This window comes from Arcicella rosea, assembly GCF_040543805.1.
Classification (GTDB): domain Bacteria; phylum Bacteroidota; class Bacteroidia; order Cytophagales; family Spirosomataceae; genus Arcicella; species Arcicella rosea.
This window is the reverse complement of record NZ_JBEUMS010000011.1, coordinates 162,120-178,230: the sequence shown is the minus strand read 5'-3', so window position 1 is coordinate 178,230 and position 16,111 is coordinate 162,120. Positions and strand designations below refer to the sequence as shown.

Sequence of the window (16,111 nt, the reverse complement as noted above, 5' to 3'; positions counted from 1 at the left end):
CTAGTAAAACATTTAAAACGATGATTAATTTGAATAAAATTATACTCACTTTCTGTATGGTGTTGCTTGCAACAGCCTGTACGATTGCTCAGACATTAAAAGATGCGGAGTATCATTTCAAGCAGATGAGTTACCTAAATGCTTCTGAATTGTTTGAACAGGTGCTAAAAGGTAAACTATCAGATGCAGACCGACAGGCTGCGATGATAAAATTAGCTTATTCATACAGACAAATGCGTGATTCACAAAACGCAGAAAGAGTTTATCATGAACTGGTATCAAAAGGAGCAACATTTTCTGGTGCTGATACAAAGGTATATTTATACTATGCCCAAGCATTGGCTTCTAATGGAAAATATAAGGAAGCGCAAGATGTTTATGAACAATATTCAAAAGTAGAAATCGCAGATAAAAGAAGCGGAGGTTTCCAGAAATTATATAAAAACGTTGATGTTTTAAACAGAAATGCTACTTGTTATAAAGTAGATTACTTGTCAATTAATACTGACCATGCCGATTTTAGTCCGATGTATTATAAAAATGGTTTGGTTTTTAATTCAAGTAGAGTAAATGAAATCGGTTTGAAAAGAATGTTTTCTTGGGATAATTCACATTTCCTAGATATGTATTATTTGAGTGATATAAACCAATTGACGGTGACAACACCTGCTGGTTTGGGAAGTTCTGCGGATGATAAATTGAAAATTGGAAAAAAAGGAAAAGCCATCGGCGAAGATGAATATACTGCCCCAACTGCCAATGATACCAGAACGATTGGAACATTCAGTGGTTCAAATATCTACCGAAATTTTGTAGAAACTCCGGGCGTAAAAACGGAAAGTTTTAGCAAAAGCTTAAATACCAAATACCACGAAGGACCAATGACTTTTACCAGCGATGGCAAAAGAGTAATTTTTACTAGAAATAATTACAATAACGGTAAATACAAAACTTCTGCTGATAAGGTTAATAAACTGAAAATCTATACTGCTGAAGAAAAGGGTGGAGAATGGGTAAATATCAAAGAAATTCCATTTGATAATAACGATTATTCAACTGGACATCCTTCGCTTACGAAAGACAATAAACTGATGTATTTTGTTTCGGATATGCCAGGAGGTTATGGTGGAACTGATATTTATGTTTGCGAATATAACGATGGGAAATTTGGTAAACCTATTAATATGGGACCAACCATTAATACTTTAGGGAATGAAATGTTCCCATTTGTGGATGAAAGAGCTAATTTATACTTTTCATCAGATGGTCATCCCGGATTAGGCGATTTAGATATTTTTTATGTGAAACTTTCTGGTACAAAAGTATTGAGTAATGTCTCAAACATGGGAATGCCTATTAATTCAAGTAAAGATGATTTTGGATTGATTACTGATGGAGAACGCAAATCGGGCTATTTTTCTTCAAATCGCAAACGTGGAGGAACTGATGATGATATTTACCGTTTTACTCGTGAGTGTGATGAAAAACCAGAATGTCAAGAACTGCAAGTAATTGTATATGATGCAGATTCAAAAATGCCTTTAGATAATACGGATGTTGCAGTAGTTGAAAATGGCAAAACAGTGATGAAAAAGACAGATTCAAATGGTTCGTTCAGAATTTGTATTGATTTGAACAAGCAATTTGGTTTCAATGCAAGTAGAGATAGTTATTTGCCTAATAGTGTTTCGTTTACAAGTACTGAAAGTAATATGCTGAGAGCGCTTGAGATTCCTTTGATGCGAGTACTTATGAGTGACAGTACCGATGTTGCGGTTTCTAAGAATACCTCTCCTTGCCCTGCAACTAAAATTGTAAAAGGAAGAGTAACAGTGAATAAAGATAAATCGTCGTTAGGTGGTGTAAAAGTTACACTTACCAATGAATGTGATGGCACAATACAAACTGTTGTGACTGGTCCAAACGGGCGTTATCAGTTTGAAATTTGTGAAGGATGTGAATATACGATAGATGCTTCTAAAGATAATTTTGCCTCAAAAGGAAACAAAATAGATAAATTAGGAAAAGACGACCCACAAGAAATCAATTCTAATTTAAGTATGTTTGAAGAAGGTGATGTCATTGCTATCGACAATATTTACTATAATTATACCAAGTACAATATTCGTCCTGATGCAGCTAAAGAATTGAATAAATTGTTGTTATTAATGCGCCGTTATCCGAATATGAGAATTGAAGTTCGTTCTCATACTGATAGTAGAGCAACAACAGAATTCAACCAAACACTTTCTGAAAATCGTTCAGCTTCGGTAGTCCAATATTTGGTAAAAAGAGGTATTGCCGCTAACAGATTTGAGACTTCTGGCTATGGCGAAACACAATTATTAAACGAATGTGCCGACGGAATAGAATGTACAGAAGAGCAACATCAAACCAACAGACGTTCGGAGTTTAAGATTATTCAGTTAAAATAAGTGGATTAATAATCAAAAAAGGCTAATCAGATATTCTGGTTAGCCTTTTTTGATATAAGCTTCTGAATACTATTTCAGTACTCTTGGCAATGTAATATTTACTTCAAAAATACTATTTGTACAGGTTACTTCTAATTGCCCACCAATACTTTTCACCCATTCATTTACGATGTATAAACCTAAACCTGTACCATTCTTATCTTTGGTAACATGTGCTTGGTAAAAAGGTTTTATCGCCTGAGTATCCATTTCATAAATACCCAGAAAGTGATTTTTTAAATTTAGTATCAGTTCTGAATCGGTAGTGAGTATTTCGGAATAAATTCTATAATCTATATTCGCAAATTGAATGATATTTTGATACAGTTCTGAAAGTATGTTCTCAAGAAAAATGCTGTCGTATCCTTCAAGTGGCAAGGCTTTGTGGTTCGCAATTAAGTGGAAATCAGTGGGTTTGCTTTTCTTGAGTTGATTGAATAACTTATTTTCAAGCTTTACAATATCTACTTGTTCTTTGGCAGCATGTTTCCAAGGATTTATGCCATTGATTAGCTGATTGTACCAAAGTAATTTTCTTGTAATTCTGAGCATCCTATTGCCCGAAAGCCTAATGCCATCAATCAGTACTTGAAGCTCGTTGATGTCTAATAAATCAGAATTGTCAATATGTTCTGACATCAAATCAGTAAAATTGACAATACCATTTAGTGGAGTAAGGTATTCATGATTCGAGATACTCAGAAAAATATCGGTAGCATTTTTTCTGATTTCGACATCAGCAGAGGCTTTTTTAAGAGAGCTAATTTCTAACCTAGAATTAATCGTCTCTACTAAATCTTTGGTGGTAAATGGTTTCGTCAGGAAATCATCTGCACCCAAATTCATTCCTTTTCTTTTGTCAGATAAATCGGCTCTTGCTGAAAGAAAAATAAATGGAAGATTGACCAAACCTTTTTCATAACGGATAATTCTGAGAATCTCATAGCCATCCATTTCACCAAGCATAATATCACAAATTACGATGTCGGGTTGAATTTCCTCAATTAATTGAATCCCGATTTCTCCTTCTTCTGCAACAAAGCAGCTAAATCCGCTTATTTCTAAAATTGTTTTTGTATTATCTGCAAGCAAAAAATCATCCTCTATCAATACGATTTTAGTCATAATTGTTTTTGTAAAATATTGTTAATCATAAATCAAAAATTACACTTTTTGACTAAAAAGCTTTTTTGATGTAGAAGAACATCTATATTGATTAGAGAACCGAGTTGAAGTTGTTAGTAGCAAGAAGGAGGGCTTCTTGTAACCTGTTTTTACTTACAGGTTTTTCGAGATACGCTGCAGTTTTTAACGTAATTCCAGCTAGATTACACAACTCATCGAAACTATTTTGGCTGGCTGCTGATACGATGATGATTTCAATATGTTTATCAGAAAATTCTTCGGGATTGCTTTCTAAGTAAAATAGAAATTCGTAACCATCCATTACTGGCATATTCAAGTCTAATAAAACAATGAGTTTTTTTTCAGTAGATTGTTTTATCCATGCTATAGCCTCTTGACCATCGGTGGTTTCGCTGTAAGATATATTAAATGATTGCAGTGAACGAGAAAGTAAAATTCTGTTGAGATGTTCGTCATCTACAATTAAAGTCTGGGGAATATTATTCATTTCGTTTCAAAATTTTATTAATAGAGATCAAATTCTCTTTTAATAATTTTAAAGAGACTGAGTTATTAATATCGTACCGAGTACCTAAGTTTATAAAACTCAATAACTCAATTTGTTTTATTGACCGATTGAAATTGTATTACACAATCGGTAGATTTAAAATAAGTTTAATAATGGAGTACTTTCAATTGCTGTAAATACTCTTCAGGCAATTGAAGTAATATTTATAGTTTATTAAGTAATTTATAAATTTATACTAAGGCAAATTTTACTTATTTTTTGATAATTATCAAGAAATACGCTTTTGGCTAAATTACTTATTTATTCATTAATAACAAAAATTATAAATGCTCTTTTTTGATTGTTCGTCTCTTTTTTACTCCAACTATTGTTACCGTTATTTTCTTTATAAATAACTGAAATGAAGGATGAATGTTGAACCTTTGTTTTCTTCGCTCTCAAAGTTGAGTTTGCCTCCATTTAGTTTGACAAGGTTCTTTGCAATGACTAAACCTAAACCCGTTCCTTCGATTCTCCCAACATTGCTGGCTCTGTAAAATGAATTAAAGATTTTATTTTTTACTTCTGTTGGAATACCAATGCCGAAATCTTGAATAATAATTTCAAAGGAATTTTCATAAAATGACAAACTCAGTATTGGATTTGGGCGATTTCTGGAATATTTAAAGGCATTTGAAACCAGATTATCAAGTACGAGATTGAGATGGAGTGGGTCTATTTCAGCAATAGTTGGTATGCCTGTTACTTTAAATTCAATTGTACGACCATCTTTTTGCAAGGCATTTTGTCCTTCAAAGCAAGATTTTACTAGTTCGATAACATTTACACGTTCTTTGTTGCAACTCAAATTGTTAGATTCAATTTTGCCAACAATCAATATTTCGTTCATCAAACTCGTGATTCTATCAATTTGACTACCAATAATATTAACATGCTTTTTGATATGCGGATTTTGGTCTTTGTCTATCAACTGAATAATCTCAGTACTTGAACGAATCGTAGAAAGTGGCGTTCTGAATTCATGCGATGCTACATTGACAAAAAGCGTTTTTAAATCATTCAATTCTTTTTCTTTTTGTAAAGAAGCCATTAAAATTTCTTCAGTACGTTTTCTATCGTTGATTTCCCTTGAAGAAGTAATGATGCGATGTGTGAGGTCGTAATCGTCAAAAAATACTTTAGAGTTTGTTTCTAGCCAAACATATTCGCCATCGGCATTTCTGAAACGATAACTAATATAGGATGAAGTAGTTCCTGCAAAAGGTAGTTGTTCTTTATCAACCAGTTTTAAATCGTCGGGATGATAATAATCCGAGAGTTTCTTCCCAAGTAAATCTTGTGGTTCATAGCCTGTAATTTGTTTAATAGAGGGCGAAATGTACAACAATGTGCCTTCTAAATCGTGAATACAGACTAAATCCTTAACATTGTTGGAGAGTAATTCGTAGATATGAGCATTTTCCTTTTGTCGGGTAATGTCTCTGAGTGTACCGGTAGCACCAATTACAAATCCTTTTGCGTCTGAAATAAAAGTTACAGAAGCTTTAATCCATTTTATTTCACCTGTTTGGGTGATAAACCTAGCGAGATGTTTACTGGTAGTTTTTTTTTCTCGAATGAGGGCATCAAAAAGCTGCTCTTTTTTGTCAGCATCTTCAGGGTGCATGAAATCGTAGAAAGGTTTTCCTAACGATTCCTCATTGCTATAACCAAGAATTTTAGTCCATGAATCATTCAGGAAAGTCCAACGCCAATGTTCATCTGTTTTAAATATAATATCACTTATGAGGTTGATTACTTCATGATATTGGCTTTCAGAATAAAGGCTGTTTTCAGTGATGAAAGGTTTCGCATCATCAGGTAAGTAAAATTGAACTAAAATCATCGAAATTTCGCCATTTTCGTCATTAATTGGCGTAAACTTATGGTTTAGTTTTTGAGGTTCAATACTTATTTCACGTCCTTCAAATGCGTTTTGATAACTTTGGGCTAAAGAAATAAAAAACTGTTTTTGAGATGTTATTACTTTGCTTACTTTATTGATTTGTGGTCTTTCATTAAAACTATAAACATAATTTCTAATATAAGTTTCATTAAAATACATGAAACGGTATTCTTTATCTAAAATGTAAACATTGCCTTCTAATGAATTCAATATTACTTCTGATAGATAATTAATTGAGGAAGATTTCATCTGGTAAATGGCGGTTTTAATTTTTCAAAATGATGATAACTCACTACTCAATCGGACGGCTATTTATATAAGAGATAAAACAAAAAAGTATTCATTTTTAGCGAAAACAAATACGCAAGGTTTCATCAAACACCTGATTAGCAATATCATTTGCTAATTGTATAATTTAATTTTTGGCAGTTTTAATTTATATTTTGAAAAGGCTAATTTAATGTTGTGCGGTATCAAAATAGCTTTTCGTTACTCATGATAAAATTCCGAAACCCAAAAGATTTCGTGTTTAAAAAATGTAGATATAGTTAATTTGATAAAAGGAAATTAATTAATCGTAGAGACTTTGCATGAAGGATTGCGAATTCAAAATTACAAATTGAGCTTAATTTACCCAATTGTTATTTACTAATTAAATAATGGATTTTTCCTGATAAATACATCCTGCTCGAAAGATACTCTATATTCAGATAAAAAGTGAGTACTTTTTAGATAATAATCTGTAGAAATGATTTGAGCACCCGAAATTTTAGCGGCTTCAAATTGAGAATAATCATTTTGGCGAGCTTGAACGGTTTCTGCATCAGCACGAGTTCTGACGATGTAACCCTTTGATACATATTCTTTGATTAATGTTTGATTCTTTTTGGGATCATTTAAAATTAATATAGCTGCTTCAGGAGTATTAGGAATGGCATTAGCAAACATTATTCTACCTTTTAGGGATGGATGCCCTTTGATAAACATTTCTCTTTTTTCATCTTGTTCATCTAAGATAAAAACAAATTTTCCACGCGCATCTTTTAGTTTTGGCCAATTAAACTTTTGCACGGCATTTTCTAATGTTGAGTAATGTCCTTGAATATCAGAAGGTTTGATGATTTTTGATGTGCCCAAATACTTTTTTAGTATTTCTTCAAGGGCATCAAATGTTTTTGCGGTGAACTTTTCTGGCACTACAAAACCTGCTTTTTTAATTTCATCATCTTTGGCATTGATGGTGATATAAATTGGTTCGTGATTTGGGTTTTTATCAGACCAGTTTTTTAGTTCAATTAAATAATCTTTGAAAAGTGGATGATGACTTCTGAAATCTATATCTTGTACATGAAAAACTTTGAAACCCCGCAATAACATTTGTTTTTCGGTATCGAAAGGAGCTTGGTTTTTTACCAATTTTAAACCCAGTGGATTGGCGTATTTTCCACCGAGTGAATCTGAATAAACATCAAGTTCTAAATTTCTTAAACCTAAGTCGAGTTGAGTAGAAATAGGAGGGTGGCTGTACTCCAAACCAGATAAATCGGATTGGTCTTTACTCTTGATAAGTTGAAAGAGCGAAGCGTCTATCGCTACTTTATAACTATTATGCGAACCAATTACTTGAATTTTATTAATGGTAAGTTGGTCTAAATTTTTAGTCGGAACTGAAAAACAAAATATGATAAAAAACGTACTAAGTATAAGTTTCATGAGGGCTGATTAATTAAAAATTGACGTAATGCTTGTGTGTTGAGATACATGACCTTTAGCGATTCTTTAAAATTAGCTAATTAAACTACATTCTTTATAAGGTCTTGTCTTAATTAATCCAATGATATTTATTTTGTAATATTTTGATAATTATGACTTATTCAACTTTGATTGATAGCATGAAAAAACTAATTACTTTGCTGATTTTTATTGCGATTAATTTTGGTGCAATAGCTCAGCATATTCAGGTTGAAAATACAGCTTATCAGCTTTTATTAAAAACCTTACTTTCACACAGCGTTCCTGAAATGTCTGTAAATGAATTGACTAAGAAAAACAATACTGTACTTTTATTAGATGCTCGTGAACCTAAGGAATATCAAATCAGCCATTTGAAAGATGCAAAACTAGTAGGCTATGAAAAGCTAGATTTGTCGTCTTTAAAAAACACTCCTAAAAATCAGCCAATTGTAGTATATTGTTCTGTGGGTTATAGAAGTGAAAAAGTCGCTGAAAAGCTTTTACAACAAGGTTTTACCAATGTCCATAATTTGTACGGAGGAATTTTTGAATGGAAAAATCAAAACCAAGCACTTGTTAATGAAAAGGGAATCACAGATGAAGTACATGCTTACGATAAAACATGGGGAATCTGGTTGAAAAAAGGGAAGAAAGTATATAAATAACTACAATCTGAAACATTAATTACACATATTTTGTATTTAAAGACAAGTAAATATTTTATTCATTAAATTATTATTCACAATGACTTCATTAGAAACTGTAAAACAATACTACGCTTGTTTTAACAACAAAGATTGGGCTGGAATGTTAGCACTTTTACATCCAGAAGTACGCCACGAGCCAAACCAAGGCGAACCTAGAATTGGCATTGAATTATTCACGGAATTCCTACAACACATGGATGAATCTTATGAAGAAACACTGACCGAAATGGTATTTTTTGATGAACCAACAGGCGAACGTGTAGCTGTGGAGTTTGTTGTAAACGGAATTTATAAAAAAGGAGAAGAAGGCTTGCCAGAAGCCCATAACCAAACTTATATTTTACCAGCAGCAGCTTTTTTAGGTTTGAAAGATGGTAAAATCAGCCGAGTAACTACTTATTATAATCTCCCTTTGTGGATTCAATTGGTTTCTGAATAAGGCTAAATTTTATGCAAACACTTTCATTTATTCAAAAAAAAGGAGCAGAAATTACAACTGTTTTTGAAGATTTAGCCAATTTAAGAATCACCGTTTTTCGTGATTTCCCCTACCTTTATGAAGGTTCGGTAGATTATGAAATGGAGTATTTGAAAATATATTCCCAAGCAGAAAAAGCATTGCTTTTTGCAGTTTACGATGGTTCAAAAATGGTTGGAGCGACCACCTGTATTCCATTGGCAGACGAAGCTCCAGAAGTACGTTTGCCTTTTGAAAAAGCAGGTTTAACGATAGATTCAATCTTTTATTTTGGCGAAAGTATTCTGTTGAAAGAGTACAGAGGTTTAGGTTTGGGTCATCGTTTTTTTGATGAACGTGAAGCTCATGCTCGAAGCTTCGGTAATTTTAAAACTACTTGTTTTTGTGCGGTTGACCGTGGCGAAAATCATCCTTTGCAACCTGAAGATTATCGACCAAATGATGCTTTTTGGTTGAAAAGAGGCTATCAAAAGGATTTTTCTTTGCAAAGTACTTTTGAATGGCCAGATATTAATGAAAGTGTATCAACACCCAAAACGATGATTTATTGGAAACGAGCTTTATAAAACAAACCTATGACAGTTACTTTTGCCTCAGCACAATATCCAATCAGTGAACATGCCGATGTAGAAAGTTGGCGAAAACATACCGAAAATTGGGTTTTGAATGCTGTTCAACAAAAAGCACAATTATTACTTTTCCCAGAATATGGTTCTATGGAATTGGTAAGTGTTTTTTCCAAAGCAATTCAAGCAAATATTCATCAACAAGTACAAGAACTACAAAGTTTGAAAGATGAATTCTGTGATTTTTTTGCAAGTTTAGCCATTAAGTATCAAGTAATAATTGTAGCACCAAGTTTTCCTGTGCTTGAAAATACTAAGATTTTTAATCGTGCTTTTGTGTTTTCGCCGAAAGGTTTGGTGGGTTTTCAAGATAAATTTTTCATGACTCGTTTTGAAAATGAAGAATGGGGAATTGATACCGCCGAACCAAAACAATTAACACTTTTCGAAGCTGATTGGGGTTCATTTGGCATTCAAATTTGCTATGACGTTGAATTTGCTCTGGGTTCACAATTACTTGCTCAGGCAGGTGCTTCTTTAATTTTAGCGCCAAGTTGTACCGAAACCATTCGTGGCGCTATTCGTGTGCATGTTGGAGCGAGAGCAAGGGCTTTGGAAAATCAGGCTTTTACCATTGTTTCTCAAACAGTTGGTAATGCAGAATGGTCGCCAGCGGTGGATATTAATTATGGTTTTGCTGGATTTTATACCACGCCCGACAAAGAAATGCCCGAAGAAGGAATTATTTCAACTAAACAGCCACAGGAAATTGGTTGGTTGATTGAAACCTTAGATTTTTCAGTAATTGAAAAAGTAAGAAACGACGGACAAGTATTTAATTATAAAGATCATCAGCGTTTAAGCGTTGGTTTTATTGATAATGAGATTAGGGTGGTAAAGAAAAGAGTGTAAAGTTTGTATTTAAAACTAGACGATGTACAACAAGCCGTTTTTTTGTGTAATCTTTTTTTTGTTTTTCTATTTGGAAAATGTGCAAAAAAACTTTGCTCAAATTAAGGTCAATGAGCTTGAAACCGTCTCAACGAAAGATGGTTTACCAACCAACGAAGTATATCATTTGGCGAAAGACAAAAAAGGCTTTTTGTGGCTGGCTACCAGAAAAGGATTATTTCGCTATGATGGTTATGAGTTTTTGAGTATTGGTCCAAAAGCTTTTGCCGAAAAAATCAGCTTACTTGATGATCAGCATTTGATTGTCTCGCTTTCATCAACTGGTATTTTCAACATTAATACACAAACGCTTACTGCTACCGAAATTGCTTCTCCCAAATGGTCGGATGATAATCCTGATAATGACCATTTCAATAATGTTTTTGTAGATGCTAAAAAGAGAATTTGGTGTGGTGATTTTCATCACGCCAAATTTTATGACATAAAAAACAAACGTTGGCATTTATTCAGACTTTTCACCAATACTGCTGAAGACGTTACTTCTATTCGTTTCTTTCAAGATAGTCAACAAAAAGTATGGATTTTGGCATTGAATAAGCTTTATTTTTTTGATGAAAAACGTAGAAAACCTGTACTTTTTAAAACCTTTTCTAAGTCAATTACTTTAAGGACAATCGCTGAATATGGGAATTCTTTTTATTTAGGTACTTTGCAAAAAAAGCTTATTGCTTTGAATATCAACACGAAAAGTATTCAGGAGTATCATGAAGGATTAAGCGATACCGAAATCAATGATGTGCTTTTTTATAAAGATTTAGGTTTACAAAAGTGTTTGGTGGCTACTTCTGGTGGTTTATATACTTTTGATATTTTTAGCCAAAAATTTTCGCATATCGACCAATTTAATCAGATAAAACCACGATTTACTGCTCTTTATTTAGACAATCAATTACAAAAAATCTGGATTGCTAGCGACGCTGGCTTACTGAAATATCAGAATGGGAAAAAAAGTTGCGAAACAATTTTTATTCCTCCTTCAGTAACACAGTTGCCAGTAACGATTAATGCTTTTTTGAAACCAAATCCCAATGAAATCTACTTAGGTTTGTCGCATTCGGGGATTTTGAAGTATCATCAACAAAATGATAGGTTTACGAAATTTGATTTACCTTCAGATATTTCCGTCAATAAAATGGCAATAACGCATGAAGGTGATTTATTGCTTGCCACCACAAAAGGCGTATATCAATTGCCTAAAAATGGGAAAGCGTTGAACCGAATTTTCCCTGCGATTTCTTCCGATATTAAAGTTATTTGTATCGATAGTAAAAATCAGGTTTGGCTGAGTGCTGAATATCAGCCTATCCAAGTATTTTCTTATCCAAAACAACAAACGTTGAAGTTATGGAGCGATAAAGTGAAGAATGAGTTTTGGACAAAAAGTCTTGTCAATGATATATTGCTATCAGACGATGGAAAAGTCTGGTTAGCTTCTTGGTATTCTCCTGGTTTTGGAATCTGTTATTTTGATGAAAAGAAACAGGAATTTATACAAGTAGCTGATTTAAAGCAGAATATTAAAAGGCATAATCAGTTTATTGGAGATTACTTTTTGGCATTAGCTAATCGGAATCATCAAATATTTGCTTCAGGCTATGGTGGTTTTAATGTGCTGGATAACGGAGGAAAAATTTTGTCAGAATTAGAAGTCAATAAAGCAAAAGATAATTTTCCTGATGATTATTTTGCCAAAATAGATGTTGACCGCCAAGGAAGTATTTGGGTCGGCACTTTTGATGGTTTACTTCGTTTTAGTCCAGATTTCAAGCAATATGCAAAATTTATCGAAGAAGATGGTTTAATTAGCAATAATACCAGCAACGGTTTTTTGTTAGATGATGAAAGTAAATTATGGATAGGGCAGAAGAACGGCATAAATATTTTAAAAATTAATGAACTTGCCAAGAGCGAAGAGCCAGCCGTATTCCTGAGTACTTTTGAAACACTTGGTGGTACAAAGATTTCAAATCAAACAGCTTTAGTAAAATTGTTGCGTTACCAAAACAATTTAAGCCTGAGTTTTTCACCGTTAAATTTTGCTCCAGCAGCAAAAAATCAATTTCGTTATCGCTTGCTTGGTATTAATCAAAATTGGGTGAATAATGGCACGAATAATCGACTCGTTTTTGTTGATTTACAACCCAATACTTATCAATTAGAAGTTTCAATTGGAACAAATCACGGTGTTTGGAGTAAAAAGCCGTATCTGATTACCTTCACCATTGAGCCTAGTTTTATAGAAACAATTTGGTTCAAGTTGTTGATTTTAGTGTGTTTATCGTTGATTGCTTATGTTTTTTATCGTTATAGAATTAATCAAATTTTGAAAATTGAACAACTAAGAACTGAAATTTCAGCAGATTTGCATGATGATGTTGGCGCAACTTTAAGCAGTATTTCTATTCTTTCTACGCTGGTTCAACATCAAGTAAAAGACTCCCCAACAGCCCAAAAATACTTGAATACGATTTTGGAAGATACTTCTTCGTTACAAAATAAATTAGAAGAAATTGTTTGGAGTTTGCGTTCAGACCGTGATACCGTCGGGCAATTAACGGCAAGAATCCGAAGAATTGGCGCTGAAATTTTTGAAGCCAAAGGAATTAATTATGAATTTGAAGTAGATGATTCAATCGGTCATTTAAAACTTTCGATGGATTTCAGAAGGAATCTTTTATTGATTGCTAAAGAAGCTGTGAATAATTTAGTCAAGTATTCGGAATGCAAACAAGTGAAAATCTCGATTCTGAAAGTAAAAGGTAACTTGGAATTAATTGTTAAAGATGATGGGAAAGGATTCGAAAATACCAACATTGAAGGCAACGGATTACGAAATATGCGAGCCAGAGCCAGTAAAATGAAAGGGAAACTGACCGTTTACTCAAAAATAGGTATTGGTACGGAGGTTAAATTAGTGGTTTCTCTCACACAAATAGGGGATTGACTTTGGCGATACTGATGGCGTAATTTGTTTTTATTTTAAAATACAAAATTGATTTACTTTGAGCGAAAAATTATCATCACTCAAAACACATCAACAATCCTGACTCCTAATTTTAAACAATCTGCCAAGAAAATGCATCAAATCCTGATTTATGAAGACAACGAAAGACTGAGAAATTCCCTAGAATTACTCCTGAAAGGAATGCCCAATATGAACGTTGTAGGTGGTTTTGGAAATTGTGATAAAGTAATAGAACAAGTAAAAAACTTAATGCCAACCGTTATTTTAATGGATATTGATATGCCGGGAGAAGGCGGAATTATTGGCGTAGAAAAGGTAAAAAGGCATTTTCCAGAAGTATTTGTGCTAATGTTTACCGTTTTTGACGACGACGAGCGACTCATGGCTTGCTTACGTTCGGGAGCAAATGGCTATTTATTAAAGAAAACCTCACCCTTACAAATCATTGATGCCATCGAAAATGTGGCTTCTGGCGGTGCGCCGATGACACCAGAAATTGCCCGAAGAGTACTAGAAACCTTCAAAGTAGAACGTAAAATTCCTAGCGATTTAGGGCTTACTCCTCGTGAGATGCAAGTGCTAGAATTGTTGATAAAAGGGCATACTTATAAAATGATTGCTCATGACTTTTCTATTTCTGTTGAAACTGTTCGTTCACATTTAAAAAATATTTATGAAAAAATGCACGTAAATAATGGTAACGAAGCCGTTGCCAAGGCTTTACGAATGCGACTTTTTGAATAAATTCGAGTCAATTTTCTCTTTTTCATTCTCCGTCATCCCCCAAAAGTGCTATTGATAGCTTCCTGCTAATTCTTCAATTTTGATGTGTATTGCAGTTGTAAAAACAACGCTTAAACATCAATGGTGATGAAAAAAATATACCTCTTTATTTTTCTGTGTTTCATGCAAAAAGGTTTTTCACAAGACCTTAATAACTTGAAAAATCAAAAACCGATTTCGGTTTCAGGGGGAATTAATGTTAATATTGGTACTTACAATAGTTTATCAGGCGGAAAAACCCGCCTTGATCCTTTCTCTTGGACACTCAGTGCTTCGCCAACGCTCAATCTTTATGGCGTTCAATTACCTTTTTTCTTTTTACTGAACAAACAATCTCGCTCGCTTGCTGGACCATTTCAACAATTTGGCGTAAGTCCAAGCTATAAATGGGCAAAAGCCCATTTGGGTTATCGAAACCTGATGTTTTCGCCTTATACTTTAGGTGGAAGGCTTTTTAATGGAGCTGGTTTGGAATTGAATCCTGGTAAACTTCGCTTTGCTGTGATTTATGGACAATTCCAGAAAGCAGAAATGGGCTATTTAGATACAAATAATCCAACGAATCCGAATTTACCAAACGGATTATCGCCTGCGTATCAACGTAATGGTTTTGCTGCAAAATTAGGTTTTGGTACTACACAAAACCATTTTGATATTACTTTCCTAAAAATTAAAGATGACCAAAAATCTATTACTTTTCCTGCTGATTTTGGCAAAGTAACACCAGATGAAAATACAGTAATTGGTATTTCTCAGCAATTTCTTTTCTTCAAACATTTATTCTGGAAAAGTGATATTGGCTTGAGTTTATATACTCGTGATGTGCGTCGAGAAATGGTTGATCAGCAAGATTTAGAAAAGTATTCCTTCATTACTAAAATTGTGGACATCCGAAAAGGTACTTCACTTGGCTGGGCTGGCGAAACTACGGTTGGTTTACAATTCAATACTTTTAGTATTCAAGGACAATACAAATTGATTTCTGCTGATTACCAGTCGATGGGAGCGTATTTTTTCAATACAGATATGGAAGAATATTCGGGTGCAGCTTCCATTTCGACTTTACAAGGAAAAGTACAATTATCAGGTACTTATGGTATTCAGAAAGATAATGTCAGTAAACTCAAAGAATATACCACCACACGCAATATTGGTTCAGCCAATTTGAATATTCAGTTTTCTCGAACGCTCGGCTTATCTGTGAATTATTCAAATTATGGTACTTCACAAAACATTCCCAATCAGATTATTGATACCGTAAAAATTTCACAGTTGAACCAAAGTTTGATGATTGCTCCACGTTGGTTTAAAACTTCTGGAACAGTTTCTCATGCCGTAAACGGCGTACTTTCTTATCAAAATGCCAACGATTTAAATACCATTTCAAAAGTACGCACAGACTTCAATAACATCTTCGGTTCGCTTACTTACAGTTACGGAATGCCTACTCGAAAAATCACTTTTACGCCCGGTTTATTATTCATTCGCAACCTTTTGCCGATTTATAATACTTCGTCGATGGGTGTTTCATTTTCTGCTCAGCGAGGAAGTAAAAAGAATAATTTCAATACTTCGCTTTCGCTGAATTATACCCAAAATGCACAGGAACAAGTAAATACAGGAAGGACTTTCAACGCCCGTTTGAACGGTACTTATCGCCTGACCAAAAAACAACAATTCAATTTAAGTCTTTCAACGATTGTCAATTCCGACAATAAAAACGAACGCAGGAATTTCTCAGAATTATACATGAATGCTGGTTATGGTATTTCATTTTAAAATAATAAACAACGGTAAGATGAAACGAATACTCTTTTACTTATTGCTCTTGTT

General features: G+C 33.6%; 12 protein-coding genes. 8 read left to right on the top strand and 4 right to left on the bottom strand.

The window, feature by feature from the left end; all coding sequences use genetic code 11:
- The first annotated feature begins 20 nt into the window (after positions 1-20).
- The gene (locus tag ABID42_RS15330) at positions 21-2,435 is read left to right on the top strand and encodes an OmpA family protein (protein ID WP_367284409.1); all 2,415 of its coding nucleotides are present in this window, start codon (positions 21-23) and stop codon (positions 2,433-2,435) included.
- A 69-nt stretch (positions 2,436-2,504) separates the two neighbouring features.
- Here the strand turns inward: ABID42_RS15330 and ABID42_RS15325 are convergent, their stop codons facing one another.
- The 4 genes from ABID42_RS15325 to ABID42_RS15310 all read right to left on the bottom strand — a co-directional run bounded on the left by ABID42_RS15325 (position 2,505) and on the right by ABID42_RS15310 (position 7,786).
- Complete coding sequence (locus ABID42_RS15325) at positions 2,505-3,599, bottom strand: ATP-binding response regulator (RefSeq protein WP_367284408.1); 1,095 nt, start codon at positions 3,597-3,599, stop codon at positions 2,505-2,507.
- 91 nt (positions 3,600-3,690) lie between these two features.
- Positions 3,691-4,107 (bottom strand): response regulator, encoded by a 417-nt coding sequence (locus ABID42_RS15320; protein WP_367284407.1) that lies wholly within the window; start codon positions 4,105-4,107, stop codon positions 3,691-3,693.
- A gap of 406 nt (positions 4,108-4,513) precedes the next feature.
- Complete coding sequence (locus tag ABID42_RS15315) at positions 4,514-6,322, bottom strand: PAS domain-containing sensor histidine kinase (RefSeq protein ID WP_367284406.1); 1,809 nt, start codon at positions 6,320-6,322, stop codon at positions 4,514-4,516.
- Between the two features lie 399 nt (positions 6,323-6,721).
- Positions 6,722-7,786, bottom strand: coding sequence for a phosphatidylinositol-specific phospholipase C1-like protein (locus ABID42_RS15310; RefSeq protein ID WP_367284405.1), 1,065 nt, complete (start codon positions 7,784-7,786; stop codon positions 6,722-6,724).
- Positions 7,787-7,965: 179 nt separating this feature from the next.
- Here ABID42_RS15310 and ABID42_RS15305 point away from each other — a divergent pair, with 179 nt between their 5' ends.
- The 7 genes from ABID42_RS15305 to ABID42_RS15275 all read left to right on the top strand — a co-directional run bounded on the left by ABID42_RS15305 (position 7,966) and on the right by ABID42_RS15275 (position 16,057).
- Positions 7,966-8,472: a rhodanese-like domain-containing protein gene (locus ABID42_RS15305; RefSeq protein WP_367284404.1), complete on the top strand. Its 507-nt coding sequence runs from the start codon at positions 7,966-7,968 to the stop codon at positions 8,470-8,472.
- Positions 8,473-8,551: 79 nt separating this feature from the next.
- Complete coding sequence (locus tag ABID42_RS15300; RefSeq protein WP_367284403.1) at positions 8,552-8,953, top strand: nuclear transport factor 2 family protein; 402 nt, start codon at positions 8,552-8,554, stop codon at positions 8,951-8,953.
- An 11-nt stretch (positions 8,954-8,964) separates the two neighbouring features.
- Positions 8,965-9,558 carry a GNAT family N-acetyltransferase gene (locus ABID42_RS15295; RefSeq protein ID WP_367284402.1) on the top strand — a complete coding sequence of 198 codons (594 nt, stop codon included), beginning with the start codon at positions 8,965-8,967 and terminating at the stop codon, positions 9,556-9,558.
- Between the two features lie 9 nt (positions 9,559-9,567).
- Positions 9,568-10,470, top strand: coding sequence for a carbon-nitrogen hydrolase family protein (locus ABID42_RS15290; protein ID WP_367284401.1), 903 nt, complete (start codon positions 9,568-9,570; stop codon positions 10,468-10,470).
- A gap of 79 nt (positions 10,471-10,549) precedes the next feature.
- On the top strand, positions 10,550-13,474 hold the full coding sequence (locus ABID42_RS15285) for a sensor histidine kinase (protein WP_367284400.1): 2,925 nt from the start codon (positions 10,550-10,552) through the stop codon (positions 13,472-13,474).
- 132 nt (positions 13,475-13,606) lie between these two features.
- Entirely contained in the window at positions 13,607-14,239 is a 633-nt protein-coding gene (locus ABID42_RS15280; protein WP_323254958.1) for a response regulator transcription factor, read from the top strand.
- 126 nt (positions 14,240-14,365) lie between these two features.
- Positions 14,366-16,057, top strand: coding sequence for a hypothetical protein (locus ABID42_RS15275; RefSeq protein WP_367284399.1), 1,692 nt, complete (start codon positions 14,366-14,368; stop codon positions 16,055-16,057).
- The last annotated feature ends 54 nt before the right edge of the window (positions 16,058-16,111 follow it).

What these genes read in the sequence shown, in the direction of transcription:
- ABID42_RS15320 (WP_367284407.1), bottom strand. Translation starts at nt 4,107, where the DNA reads ATGAATAATATTCCCCAGACTTTAATTGTAGATGACGAACATCTCAAC.
- ABID42_RS15330 (WP_367284409.1), top strand. Translation starts at nt 21, where the DNA reads ATGATTAATTTGAATAAAATTATACTCACTTTCTGTATGGTGTTGCTT.
- ABID42_RS15300 (WP_367284403.1), top strand. Translation starts at nt 8,552, where the DNA reads ATGACTTCATTAGAAACTGTAAAACAATACTACGCTTGTTTTAACAAC.
- ABID42_RS15325 (WP_367284408.1), bottom strand. Translation starts at nt 3,599, where the DNA reads ATGACTAAAATCGTATTGATAGAGGATGATTTTTTGCTTGCAGATAAT.
- ABID42_RS15295 (WP_367284402.1), top strand. Translation starts at nt 8,965, where the DNA reads ATGCAAACACTTTCATTTATTCAAAAAAAAGGAGCAGAAATTACAACT.
- ABID42_RS15275 (WP_367284399.1), top strand. Translation starts at nt 14,366, where the DNA reads ATGAAAAAAATATACCTCTTTATTTTTCTGTGTTTCATGCAAAAAGGT.
- ABID42_RS15290 (WP_367284401.1), top strand. Translation starts at nt 9,568, where the DNA reads ATGACAGTTACTTTTGCCTCAGCACAATATCCAATCAGTGAACATGCC.
- ABID42_RS15315 (WP_367284406.1), bottom strand. Translation starts at nt 6,322, where the DNA reads ATGAAATCTTCCTCAATTAATTATCTATCAGAAGTAATATTGAATTCA.
- ABID42_RS15280 (WP_323254958.1), top strand. Translation starts at nt 13,607, where the DNA reads ATGCATCAAATCCTGATTTATGAAGACAACGAAAGACTGAGAAATTCC.
- ABID42_RS15305 (WP_367284404.1), top strand. Translation starts at nt 7,966, where the DNA reads ATGAAAAAACTAATTACTTTGCTGATTTTTATTGCGATTAATTTTGGT.
- ABID42_RS15310 (WP_367284405.1), bottom strand. Translation starts at nt 7,786, where the DNA reads ATGAAACTTATACTTAGTACGTTTTTTATCATATTTTGTTTTTCAGTT.